The organism is Flavobacterium sp. H4147, assembly GCF_029360735.1.
In the GTDB taxonomy this organism is placed as follows: Bacteria; Bacteroidota; Bacteroidia; order Flavobacteriales; family Flavobacteriaceae; genus Flavobacterium; species Flavobacterium endoglycinae.
The window spans coordinates 19,967-33,421 of the sequence record NZ_JARKNB010000003.1 but is presented as its reverse complement, the minus strand read 5'-3'; the positions used below and the strand labels follow the sequence as shown (position 1 = coordinate 33,421).

Sequence of the window (13,455 nt, the reverse complement as noted above, 5' to 3'; positions counted from 1 at the left end):
GTAAAGATGAAAAATAGATATATAAAAATATTTTGTATTGCAGTAGTTGGTGCTTTTACATTGGCTTCATGCGACAAAGGATTCGAAGAAATGAATAAGAATCCAAATGCGTTAACAGATCCAGCTTTAAAATCAATGTTTACATTAGCAGAGATTTATGTAGACGGGCAGGATTTCTCTAACACCAGAGGAAATAATTTATACGCAGCACAAATCGTACAGCACTTTTCTTCATTAGGCGGACCAGGTTCAAAATACACCTATTCTTCTGAATATTCAGCGGCACTTTTTGGAGAAACCTACGGAAAAGGTTTAAATCAAATTTTCCAATTAATGTCGGTTATACCAGAAGGTCCTGAAAATTCAAACATGATTCAGGCGTGTCGTATTATGAAAGTTTTTCTTTTCCAGAAGTTAACCGATACGTATGGTGAAGTTCCTTATTTTGAAGCTGTAAAAGGATATAACGGAAATATTTTCAACCCGAAATATGATACTCAGGAAGCGATTTATAATGACCTTTTAAAAGAACTTGATGAAGCGGGTACGGCTTTAGATGCCGGAAAAGGTTTTGTAGGCAGTGCCGATTTATATTACCAAGGAGACGTGGCAAGATGGAAAAAATTAGCAAACTCGCTGATGTTAAGAGTAGCTATGCGTTTGTCGAAAGTAAATCCTGCGAAAGCAAAAGAATATGTAGAAAAAGCGTATTCAAAAGGTGTATTTACTTCAAACGATGATAGTCTTGTTTTAAAACACGATGCAGGTCCAGCGGGAGTTAAAACCAATCCAATTACTTCTTCATGGGTACGAAATGATTTGAACGGAGGAGAATCTAACATAAAATTCAGTAAAACTTTTATTGATTTATTGAAAAATACAAACGATCCACGTTTAAGAATTTATGCCAAAATTGAAGCGACAGGCGATAACAATCCTGCAAATCAGCAAGGACTTGCAAATGATGCTAAAGAATTTCCAGGAGGAGATAAAAAAGTTTTCTCAGATCCCAATACCTCTACAGTACTACGTTTAGATGCTCCAACTTTGATTATGTCATTTGCAGAAGTTCAATTTATATTGGCAGAAGCATCTGTAAAAGGATGGAACGTTGGCGGATCAGCACAAACGTATTATGAAAACGGAGTAAGAGCAGCGATGAACATTTTAACGATTTTTGGCGATAAAGTGCCTGCAGTTACACCAGCAGAATATAACACTTACATTACAACATATCCATTTAAATCTGCTGGAACAGAAGCTCAAAAAATTGAGCAAATCATTACTCAAAAATGGATTGTATTGTTATTCAATGGTTTCGAAGCATTTTCAGAATACAGAAGAACAGGTTACCCAGTTTTAGTTCCTGTAAATGATCCAACTGGAGAAACAAACGGTACAATTCCAAGAAGATTAATTTACGATCAGTCAGAATTGATTACCAATGCGGCTAATTTTAAAGAAGCCATTCAACGTCAAGGTTTAGATTTAATGACCACTAGAATCTGGTGGGATAAATAATTTTTAAATTAGGTTGGTTAGTTAGAATAAGTCGGGTAACCTGATACCCGGCTTATTTTTAAATCTTTTATCAATTAAAAAACATTTAGAAAAAAAGGATTTAGAATGCTGAATGTCTTTTTTTTCGCAGTGACAAAGAGTGCCAGTGCTGAAAAAGAAGGGATTTCATAAAGGAAACACAAATCCAAACAATCGGAATGTTTTATTGTATTGATAATTCGGTTTAAAAAAGAAACAAATTAAACCAAAATAGAAAATAAAGAATATGGCAGATTAAGGAAAAATATTACTGAAGATTTTTTGAGTTATTAACAGTCAATACAATCCAACAAAGAGAAGGAATAATTGTACGTCCGTTCCTTCTCTTAACTGCCAAATTAGTAAATTGCTCTTTCTTTTGTACTTAAGAAAAAGCTTTAACTGTTATACAATACAATGATTTACAACAAAAAACTCTATCTTTTAATTGGCATTTTTCTGGCTGGCTTTTCATCAAAAGTTTTGGCTCAGAATGTTGATTTAAAAAATAACTGGAGTTACCGAGAAGAAAAAACTCAAAAATGGTATCCGGCCAGCGTTCCCGGAGAAATTCATACTGATTTATTAAAGAACAAATTAATACCAGATCCATTTTATAGAGACAACGAAAAAAAACTGCAATGGATTGAACGAAAAAATTGGGAATACAAAACAACTTTTCAGGCAACAGCTTCGATACTAAAAAAGAAAAACACAGAATTAGTTTTTGACGGATTAGATACTTATGCCTCAATATATGTAAACAACCAACTGGTTTTAAAAGCCGATAATATGTTTCGTCAATGGCGTGTTGATGTTAAAAAAGTTTTGAAATCAGGAAATAACGATTTACGGATCGTATTTCAATCGGCACAAAATGTTGTCGATTCGCTGGCTAAAAAAGAGTATCCATTTGTCATTCCAGACAATCCGCGCGCTTATGTCCGCAAAGCACAGTATCATTTTGGCTGGGATTGGGGACCGAAGTTTACAACTTGTGGTATTACGAAAGTTCCTCGATTAGAAGCTTATAACGAAAAAACTCCTGAACAACCATATGTTCTAAATCGCAAAATTGAACTAATACAAGAACCTGACAGTTTGGGACAATCGTTTTATTTTAAGATTGATGGAAAACCAGTTTATATGAAAGGAGCGAATTATATTCCGTCAGATGCCTTTCTTTCGCGTGTAACCAAAAAAGAATATGAAAAAGTAATTGCCTTAGCCAAAGAGGGCAATATGAATATGCTTCGTGTTTGGGGCGGTGGTATTTATGAAGATGATTATTTCTATGATTTATGCGACAAATACGGAATAAACGTCTGGCAGGATTTTATGTTTGCAGGAACAATGGTTCCTGGAGACGATGCTTTTTTTGATAATGTAAAAAAAGAAGTTCATTATCAAGTAAAACGTCTGCGTCATCATCCAAGTATTGTTTTGTGGTGTGGCAATAACGAATCAGATGAAGCTTTTAAAAACTGGGGCTGGATGAAAAGCTTCAAAATCTCAAAGCAGGATTCTATTCGTTTATGGAAAGATTATACGCGTTTGTTTCACGATAGTATTCCGAAATGGGTAAAAGAAGTTGATGATAAACGTCCTTATTTAAGTTCATCGCCTTTGTATCATTGGTCTAAAGATAAAAGTGTTACAAATGGTGACAGTCATTATTGGGGAATTTGGTGGGGATTGAAGGATATTGAAGAAACCAATACGAAAACCGGACGTTTTGTAAGCGAATATGGAATGTTGTCTTTCCCGAATTATGCTTCAGTCGAAAGTTTCACTTCAGAAGAAGACCGTCGTTTATATTCAGATGTATTAAAAGTACATTTAAAAGCAGGAAAAGGTTTTGAAAAATTAGACTCTTATCTCGGTAGATATTTCATTGATGCCTCTAAAATAAAAAAGATGAACTTGGAAGATTATGCCTATTTGAGCCAATGTATGCATTATTATTCCATAAAAAATATTGTAGGTATTCACCGTTCAAAAGCACCTTATAATATGGGAACTTTAGTCTGGCAGTTAAACGACTGCTGGCCGGTTGCAAGCTGGAGTATTTCGGATTATGAGAACCGACAACCGAAAGCTGCTTGGTATGCCATAAAAGAAGCCTATAGAGATGATATAAAACCAGAAATTGATTTGACGCGTCCGATAAATTTAAAACTAGAAAATCCGAAAATAAGCTGGCAGATAAAAGGAAATAAAATCATCTTAAAAGCAGAAAAAGCGGCTAAATATATTTGTATTTCAGCCAAAGGATACACTGGAAAATGGAGCGACAATTATTTTGATTTAGTTGCGGGTGAAGAAAAAACAATTTCATTTGAAGGAAAAATAACGGAATCTGAAATTAAGATTTATTCTTTGTTTGACGTTTTGGAAAGAAATAAATAAGAGGTTCAAAGGGGCAAAGGTGCAGAGGAACAAAGGTTTTCTGTAGAGCGCACCGCAGTGCGTCTCCTTATGAAAATTGAATTCTATTGTTTATTGAGGATTCTTGCAATTGACAAAAGGTTTCTGTAGAGGCGCACCGCAGTGCGTCTCCTTATGAAAATTGGATTTTATTGTTTATTGAGAGGTTATTACAATTGACAAAGGTTTTGTGTCGAGGCGCACCGCAGTGCGTCTCGGCAAGGTGATTAAAAAATACGTAAATCGTTTAAATCTTTTTTTGATTATTGATTTAAATTGAAATAATAAAAACAAACAAAATGGTTAAAAAATACAATAGAATTGCTCTTGGTGGCATTTTAGCTTTAAACCTGATTTTTGTGAATCCTATAAATTCACAGAAGAAAAAAGACAAACAAATACAGACAAATTACACACAATACGTCGATCCCATTATCGGATCTGCAGGTCACGGTCACGTGTTCGTGGGGGCAAATGTTCCTTTTGGAGCGGTGCAGTTAGGTCCTGTAAATATTTTCGAAGGCTGGGATTGGTGCAGCGGTTACAATTACGCCAGTAATACCATTTTAGGTTTTACACACACGCATTTAAGCGGAACCGGAATTGGCGATTTAAATGATATTTTGGTGCTTCCAGTAAGCGGAAAAGTCGGTTTGACGAAGGGAACAAAAGAAGACATGGTAAACGGTTATGGTTCGTATTTCTCTCATAAAAATGAAGTAACCAAACCTGGATATTACAGCGTTTTATTAGATAAATATAAAATCAAAGCCGAATTAACGGCCAGCGAAAGAGTTGGTTTTCATAAATACACTTTCGAAGACACAAACGATTCACATATTTTAATTGATCTTGCCGACGGAATTGGCTGGGACAGACCTGTAAAAACGTTCATTAAAAAAATCAGCGAAACCAAAATTGAAGGATATCGTTATTCGACAGGCTGGGCTTCAGATCAGCGTGTTTATTTTGCAATGGAATTTTCGGAACCTATTACCAACATGGCGGTTTATGACAGTACTGCTGTGGTGAAAGGAGCGGAAGGAGAAGGCTTAAAAATAAAAGCGGTTTTAGATTTTAAAACCTTAAAAAACAAACAGATTCTAGTAAAAGTTGGAATTTCTCCAGTAAGTACCGAAAATGCATCTGCCAATATAAAAGCAGAAATTCCAGATTGGAATTTTGATGCCGTTGTAAAATTAGCAGATTCAAAATGGAACAAAGAACTCCATAAAGTTCAGATAAGGGCAGATGAAAAAACAATGAAAGTTTTCTATACTTCATTGTACCACACGATGTTTGCGCCTTCCATTTTTAATGATGCCAACGGAGATTACAGAGGAACAGACAAAAAAGTTTATGAAAAAGCCAATTTTACCAATTATACGACTTTTTCACTTTGGGATACTTATCGTGGCTTGCATCCATTATACACGATTACGCAGCCAGAAAAAATCAATGATATTGTAAAATCGTTTCTGGCGATTTACGAACAGCAAGGCAGATTACCCGTTTGGCATTTAATGGGCAACGAAACCAATACCATGAACGGAAACCATTCTATAGCCGTTATTGTTGACGCTTATTTAAAAGGATATCGTGATTACGATACGAATTTAGCCTACGAAGCCATCAAAAAAACAGCAATGCAAACCCGTGACGGAATGGATTATGTTCAAAAACTCGAATATATTCCAGCCGATAAATTATTAGAATCGGTTGGAAATGCTTTAGAATATGCAATCGATGATTATTGTATTGCTTTGATGGCGAAATCTTTAAACAAAACAGACGATTATAATTACTTTACCAACAGAGCCAATTTATACAAACAGTATTTTGATAAAGAAACCACTTTTATGCGTGGCAAATTAACCAACGGAAATTGGAGAACGCCATTTAATCCGCTTTCGTCAGCGCACCGTAAAGACGATTATGTCGAAGGAAATGCGTGGCAGTACACTTGGTTGGTGCCTCAGGTTCCGTACGGTTTAATTGAATTATTTGGAAGCGAAGAAAAATTTATCGCCAAACTAGATTCACTTTTCTTATTGACGGATAAAGTAGAAGGTGAGGATGTTTCACCAGATATCAGCGGTTTGATTGGTCAGTACGCACACGGAAACGAACCCAATCATCATATTCCGTATTTGTATGCATATGTGGGCCAGCCTTGGAAAACAGCAAAATTAATTCGTGAAATCGATGATAAATTTTATTCTGTAAAACCAGACGGATTATGTGGTAACGAAGATTTAGGGCAAATGTCGGCTTGGTATATTTTATCATCTATGGGATTTTATTCGGTTAATCCTGCAAATGGAGTTTATGTTTTGGGAAGTCCGCTAGTAAACACAGCCGTTATTCATCATATAAAAGAGGTTTCTTTTACGATAAATGCAGTTAATAACAGTGCTTCAAATATCTATATCCAAAAAGCGGAATACAATGGAAAACCCTATACAAAATCGTACATCACACATGAGATGATTGTAAAAGGCGGAGAATTAAAATTGTATATGGGAGACAAACCTTCAACAACTTGGGGAGTTAAAAAAGAGGATAGACCTCAATAATTTAAGATTTCTGATTTTAGATTTTAGATTTTTCAGCAACACTCCTGCAAGGTTTTCAAAACCTTGTAGGTATTTAGACAAAGCTTAAAGCATAAAGCAAAAAAAAAATGAAAATAAAGAGTTTAATTTTTTTAGGAATATTGCAGTCCTGCTTTTTCCTAAATGCACAAAATTTAGATCCTGTAGAATATGTAAATCCTTTAATGGGAACACAATCGCTGCATAATCTTTCAAACGGAAATACGTATCCTGCAATCTGCAGACCTTGGGGAATGAATTTCTGGACGCCTCAAACGGGAAAAATGGGCGATGGCTGGGCTTACACCTATACAGCCGAAAAAATCAGAGGATTTAAACAGACGCATCAGCCTTCACCGTGGATGAACGATTACGGACAGTTTTCGATTATGCCGGTTACAGGAAAATTGGCTTTCGCCGAAGACGATCGAGCAAGTTGGTTTAGTCATAAAGCAGAAGTTTCAAAACCCTATTATTACAGCGTTTATCTTGCCGATCATGATGTTACAACCGAAATTACAACAACCGAAAGAGCCGCGCATTTTCAAATTACTTTTCCTGAAAATGAGCAATCTTCTATCGTAATCGATGCTTTTGATAAAGGTTCATATATCAAAATAATTCCTTCAGAAAATAAAGTAATTGGTTATACAACGCGAAACAGCGGCGGAGTGCCACAAAACTTCAAAAACTATTTTGTTTTACAATTTGATAAATCGTTTTTAACCCATTCAACATGGACAGATAAAATCCTGACCAAAGATAAATTAGAAGCATCAGGACTGCATACAGGAGCTGTAATTGGTTTTAAAACCAAAAAAGGAGAAAAAGTAAATGTGAGAATAGCTTCTTCTTTCATAAGTCCAGAACAGGCAGAATTGAATTTAAAAAACGAATTAGGCACATCGACTTTTGAAGAAACTGTAGCAAAATCAAAAGAGGAATGGAATAAAGTTTTAGGAAGAATTAATGTAGAAGATACGAACCAAGAGCAATTAAAAACATTTTATTCTTGTTTGTACAGAACTGTTTGTTTTCCTCAAAAACAATATGAAATCAATAAAGATGGCGATATAGTGCACTATAGTCCGTATAACGGAAAAGTTCTTTCAGGTTATATGTATGCTGGAACTGGTTTTTGGGACACGTTCCGTGCTTTATATCCTTTGTTAAACCTAGTTTATCCTTCGGTAAACAAAGAAATGCAGGAAGGTTTGATAAACGATTATAAAGAAGGCGGATTTTTGCCAGAATGGTCAAGCCCTGGTTTTAGAGACGTAATGGTAGGAAATAATTCTGCTTCTGTCGTTTCAGATGCATATATGAAAGGTTTACGCGGTTATGACATCAATACTTTATATGAAGCTTTACTGCACGGAGCTAACAATGAAGGACCTTTGGAAGCAGTTGGCAGGAAAGGAGTTCAATATTACAATACGTTAGGATATGTTCCGTATGATGTAAATATCAACGAAAATGCGGCACGAACTTTAGAATACGCTTATGATGATTTTACGATTTGGAAACTGGCAAAAGCATTAAATCGTCCGAAAAAAGAAATCAATCTGCTAGAAAAACGAATGCTGAATTACAAAAAACTCTATAATCCGTCAGTAGGATTAATGAGCGGACGAAATAAAGACGGCAGTTTTCCTGTGAATTTTAATCCGTTTAAATGGGGAGATGCTTTCACCGAAGGAAACAGCTGGCATTACAGCTGGAGCGTTTTTCACGATATTCAAGGTTTGATTGATTTAATAGGAGGCGAGAAAAATTTCACAGCAAAATTAGACGCTGTATTTACAACACCGCCAATTTTTGATGATAGTTATTATGGAGCCGTTATTCATGAAATCCGCGAAATGCAGATTATGAATATGGGACAATATGCTCACGGAAACCAGCCCATTCAGCACATGATTTATTTGTACAATTATGCTGGCGAACCTTGGAAAACACAATATTGGTCACGAGAAGTTATGAACCGCTTGTACAAACCAACTCCAGACGGTTATTGTGGAGACGAAGATAACGGACAGACTTCTGCATGGTATATTTTTTCGGCTTTGGGATTTTATCCCGTCTGCCCAGGAACAGAAGAATATGTTTTGGGAGCACCATTATTTAAGAAAACAACTTTACAGTTCGAAGATGGAAAACAACTTATCATCAACGCACCTAACAATTCTGATGTCAGCCGATATGTAAATGAATTAAAATGGCAAGATTCAGCTTATCCTAAAAACTATCTCAATCATTTTGAGCTTTTAAAAGGTGGTGAATTATACTTTGATATGGTTAGTTCACCAAATTTACAAAGAGGTACGACAAAAGATTCGTACCCATATTCTTATTCAATTTCAAAATAAAAAGATATGCAGTCACGTAGAAAATTTATAAAAAACGCTGGCATTTTTTCAGCAGGATTATTAGCACTTCAAACAGAAGCTTTTGGGTTCAATTCAGATACTTTTCAGTTTCCTTTAAAAGATTTTGTTTCGAAAAGACCTCCAGTTGCCGAAAGAAAATTTACGAGTAAAGCAATTGAAGCTGCCATTGTCCGCATTAAAAAACAAATTGCTAATCCTGAATTGGCTTGGATATTCGAAAACTGTTTTCCAAATACATTAGATACAACAGTCGATTTCGAAATTATCGACGGAAAACCAGATACCTATGTAATTACAGGAGATATCGATGCCATGTGGCTGAGAGACAGTACAGCACAGATTTGGCCGTATATTCCGTTTGTAAAAGAAGATCCAAAATTGGCTGAATTAGTAAAAGGTGTAATCAATCGTCAAGCGAAATGTATTCTGCTGGATCCGTATGCAAATGCTTTTTATAAAGATTTTACCAAAGAAAGTGAATGGAAAAATGACCTTACCAAAATGCAGCCTGGAATTCATGAAAGAAAATGGGAAATCGACAGTTTGTGTTATCCAGTTCGATTAGCGCACGGCTATTGGAAAGAAACAGGAGACATCAGCTTATTTGATGCAAAATGGAAAGAAGCCATGCTTTTAATTCTTCAGACTTTTAAAGAGCAGCAAAGATTAGACGGAAAAGGCGGACCATATAGTTTTCAGCGTCAGACAGCTTGGGCAACAGACGGAGTTCCGTTGGGCGGTTATGGTTATCCTGTAAAACCTTGCGGGTTAATTGTTTCGACTTTCAGACCAAGCGACGATTCTACTTTGTTTGGTTATTTGATTCCGAGTAATATGTTTGCGATTGAAATCTTAGGTTATTTAATTGAAATTTTCTCTCTTCCAGCTTTAAAAGACAATGATTTGGTGGCAAAAGCGACAGAACTAAGAGATCAGGTTCAAAAAGGTTTAAACGAACACGGAATCATCAATCATCCTAAATTCGGGAAAATTATTGCTTTTGAAGTCAACGGATACGGCAGCTTTCACATGATGGACGATGCGAATGTTCCTTCATTATTATCATTGCCTTATTTAGGCGCTATTGCTCCAAATGATCCTTTATATTTAAATACCAGAAAAGTAGTTTTATCAGAAAATAATCCGTTTTTCTACAAAGGAAAAGCAGGAGAAGGTATTGGAGGTCCACACACAGGAGTCGATACCATCTGGCCTATGAGTATAGTTTTAAGAGCCATTACCAGTGTTGATGAAAAAGAAATAAAGGCCTGCATCAGCAATTTAATTAAAACCAATGCCGATACTGGATTTATGCACGAATCATTTCATAAAGACGATGTAAATAAGTTTACCCGTAAATGGTTTGCGTGGGCCAATACCTTATTTGGTGAAATGATTGTACACACAAGTATTCATTATCCTCAAATTTTAAAAGACAAAAATATCTAGTACTAAAGCTAAAAAAGTAAAAATGAATACATCATATGCCATTGGGCTGGATATAGGAGGAACGCACATTACTGCGGCGGTTATCAATAAAACAGATATGAAAGTTTTGGATTTTTCGGTCTGTAAAGAATCTTTTGATTCGAATTTACCCGCAGATCAGGTTATGAATATTTGGAAGAAAGTAATCTGTACAGCAATAGAAAATTCTAAAATAAAAAATATTACCGGAATTGCCGTTTGTATGCCGGGACCGTTTGATTATAAAAATGGAATCTGCTGGATAAAAGATCAATCTAAATACGAACATTTTTACGGATTAAACATAAGGGAATTGCTTTTGGAAACTCTTGGTTTTTCTACAGATTTTCCAGTTCTTTTTGAAAATGACGCTGTTTGTTTTGGAAAAGGGGAAGTTTTTAAACAACAGAAAAATCTTTCTAAAAAAGTAATGGCTGTCACATTAGGCACAGGATTAGGAGCATGTTTTATTGACAAAGGAGTTTCAATAAGTTCTGGAGATTCTGTTCCTGTTGATGGGGAAATTTATAATTTACCTTATCAAGATGGTATGGCAGAAGATTATATTTCAGTTAGAGGTCTTTTATCACATTACAAATCTTTAAGTGGTACTGTGCTAAATAATGGTTTAGAATTGTATAATCTGGCGAAAAGCGGAGATCAGTCCGCTATTAAAGTATTTGGAAAAATGGGGGAGGATTTAGCGGCAGTTGTGATTCCGTGGATTAAAAACTTCAAAGCTGATCATATTATTATTGGCGGAAAAATTGCCAATGCAAGCGATTTGTTTTTATCTTCATTCAATAAAACAATTCAGGAATCTAGTTTGAAAATCGAGGTTTCTATTTCAAATGACAATGAAATTGCGGCCTTGTTGGGAGCAGTTAGTTTTCTTTGTGATTAAATAAAAACGGATGAGTTATAAGCTCATCCGTTTTTATTTTCTGTGTGTTAAAAATTATTTCAAACCTTCTTTTATTGTCTGTACAAAAGCTTCAACCGGCTGTGCGCCTGATACGGCATATTTTCGGTCAAAAACAAAGAAAGGAACACCTTGAACACCAATTTGCTGCGCTTCGTTAATATCGTGTTCTACTTCTTTAATAAAAAGAGTATCGCTTTGCAATACGTCCAGAACCTCTTCTTTATTTAATCCTGCTTTTTCAGCAAGTTCAATTAAAGTTGGGCCATCGTTTAAATCTCTTCCTTCTGTAAAATAAGCTTTAAAGAAAATCTCTTCGATTTCATCGCCTAATTTTTTAGTTTTAGCAAGCTGAATAATTCTGTGAGCTTCTAATGAATTTGAAATAACAGCCTTATCAAAGTTATAATCCAAACCAACACTTTTAGCACGTTCTGCGACACCTTTGTGCATTTCTTTTGATTGTTCAAGCGTCATGCCTTTTCGTTCCGCTAAATACGTATAAACGTCTTTTCCGGGTTGTGGTGTAATAGATGGATCAAGCTGGAAACTTTTCCACTCGATTTCAAATTCATTTTCGGGAAACTGTTTTAAAGCCGTTTCCAATTGTCTTTTTCCGATATAACAAAACGGACACATGATATCCGACCAAATTTCTATTTTCATTTTACAAAAATACGGAAAATTTGTTTCAGGTTATTTTGTTTCAAATGATTTCACCTCAAAGGACGCAAAGAATTAATCATTATGAAACTAAATAAAACGCAGAGTTCGCAAAGGCTTTGAAAAAAACTTTGCGAACTCTGCGTAAACCTTAGCGTTCTTTGCGGTTAAATAAAAAACAACTAAAACTAAAAAACCGCAACTCTCAAAAAAGAATTGCGGTTTCTAGGTATAAAAAATGGTTGGTTAATAGCGATATTATTTTTTTTACAATGATATGTCTTTAATTTTAAACTAAAAAAAATCCCTGTAACAAAAAGAAACTTTGATGTTAACTATTTAACATCACTGGCATTACCAACATCGTTACGGTTTCACCTTCTTCAAGACCATCAACCGGAGTTAAGATTCCAGCTCTATTTGGCAATGACATTTCTAACATAATCATGTCTGATTGCAAATTGGTAAGCATTTCGATTAAGAAACGTGAATTGAATCCAATTTGTAAATCATCACCTTGATAATCACAAGTTAATCTTTCTTCGGCTTTGTTTGAGTAATCAATATCTTCAGCAGAAACGTTTAATTCAGCACCAGCAATTTTTAAACGAATTTGGTGTGTTGTTTTGTTTGAGAAAATCGCAACACGACGAACAGAACTTAAAAATAAAGAACGATCGATCATTAATTTGTTTGGATTTTCTTTTGGAATTACCGCTTCGTAATTAGGGTATTTTCCGTCGATTAAACGACACATTAAGATATAATTGTCAAATGAGAAAGTCGCATTTGAATCGTTGTATTCAATTTTTACTTCAGCATCAGAAGAACCTAAAATTCCTTTTAAAATGTTCAAAGGTTTTTTCGGCATAATAAAATCAGCAACCTGAGATGCTTTTACATCTGCACGAGCATATTTTACCAGTTTGTGAGCGTCTGTAGCCACAAAAGTCAAACCTTCAGGAGAGAATTGGAAGAAAACACCAGACATTACCGGACGTAAATCGTCGTTTCCGGCAGCAAAAATAGTTTTACTTACAGCGGTTGCCAAAACATCAGCAGGAACTAAAGTAACAGACGGTTCTTCAAGATTTACAGCTTTAGGAAATTCTTCTCCAGCAGCATATGCTAATGCATATTTACCTGAGTTAGAACTGATTTCTACTGTGTTGTTATCTTCAACAGTAAAAGTTAAAGGCTGTTCTGGAAATGTTTTTAAAATTTCAAGTAAAAGTTTTGCAGGTACCGCAACGCTGCCTTTACTTTTAGAATCGATTGATAATGTAGCAGACATTGTGGTTTCAAGATCTGAAGCCGAAACAGTCAACTCACTATTGTCTAGTTCAAATAAAAAGTTATCTAAAATAGGAAGTGTATTGCTGCTATTAATAACACTACCTAATACTTGTAATTGTTTTAATAAGTACGAACTCGATACTATAAATTTCATCGT

8 protein-coding genes are annotated in these 13,455 nt (G+C 35.2%); 6 read left to right on the top strand and 2 right to left on the bottom strand.

Features of this window, described 5'->3' with window-relative positions:
- Positions 1 to 6: 6 nt before the first annotated feature.
- The 6 genes from P2W75_RS14560 (at position 7) to P2W75_RS14535 (ending at position 11,321) form a co-directional block, all read left to right on the top strand.
- On the top strand, positions 7 to 1,521 hold the full coding sequence (locus P2W75_RS14560; protein WP_276381025.1) for a SusD/RagB family nutrient-binding outer membrane lipoprotein: 1,515 nt from the start codon (positions 7 to 9) through the stop codon (positions 1,519 to 1,521).
- A 435-nt stretch (positions 1,522 to 1,956) separates the two neighbouring features.
- Positions 1,957 to 3,948, top strand: a complete 1,992-nt coding sequence (locus P2W75_RS14555; RefSeq protein WP_276381024.1) for a glycoside hydrolase family 2 protein — start codon at positions 1,957 to 1,959, stop codon at positions 3,946 to 3,948.
- Between the two features lie 317 nt (positions 3,949 to 4,265).
- Complete coding sequence (locus P2W75_RS14550) at positions 4,266 to 6,542, top strand: GH92 family glycosyl hydrolase (protein ID WP_276381023.1); 2,277 nt, start codon at positions 4,266 to 4,268, stop codon at positions 6,540 to 6,542.
- 107 nt (positions 6,543 to 6,649) lie between these two features.
- The gene (locus P2W75_RS14545) at positions 6,650 to 8,929 is read left to right on the top strand and encodes a GH92 family glycosyl hydrolase (protein ID WP_276381022.1); all 2,280 of its coding nucleotides are present in this window, start codon (positions 6,650 to 6,652) and stop codon (positions 8,927 to 8,929) included.
- A 6-nt stretch (positions 8,930 to 8,935) separates the two neighbouring features.
- The gene (locus P2W75_RS14540) at positions 8,936 to 10,399 is read left to right on the top strand and encodes a glycoside hydrolase family 125 protein (protein ID WP_207296135.1); all 1,464 of its coding nucleotides are present in this window, start codon (positions 8,936 to 8,938) and stop codon (positions 10,397 to 10,399) included.
- 22 nt (positions 10,400 to 10,421) lie between these two features.
- A complete protein-coding gene (locus P2W75_RS14535) occupies positions 10,422 to 11,321 on the top strand; it encodes an ROK family protein (RefSeq protein ID WP_207296136.1) in 900 nt (299 codons plus the stop codon).
- A gap of 54 nt (positions 11,322 to 11,375) precedes the next feature.
- Here P2W75_RS14535 and P2W75_RS14530 read toward each other — a convergent pair whose 3' ends face one another.
- Both P2W75_RS14530 and dnaN read right to left on the bottom strand, forming a co-directional pair.
- The gene (locus P2W75_RS14530; RefSeq protein ID WP_207296137.1) at positions 11,376 to 12,005 is read right to left on the bottom strand and encodes a DsbA family oxidoreductase; all 630 of its coding nucleotides are present in this window, start codon (positions 12,003 to 12,005) and stop codon (positions 11,376 to 11,378) included.
- 328 nt (positions 12,006 to 12,333) lie between these two features.
- Positions 12,334 to 13,452 (bottom strand): DNA polymerase III subunit beta, encoded by a 1,119-nt coding sequence (dnaN, locus tag P2W75_RS14525; RefSeq protein ID WP_207296138.1) that lies wholly within the window; start codon positions 13,450 to 13,452, stop codon positions 12,334 to 12,336.
- Positions 13,453 to 13,455 lie beyond the last annotated feature (3 nt).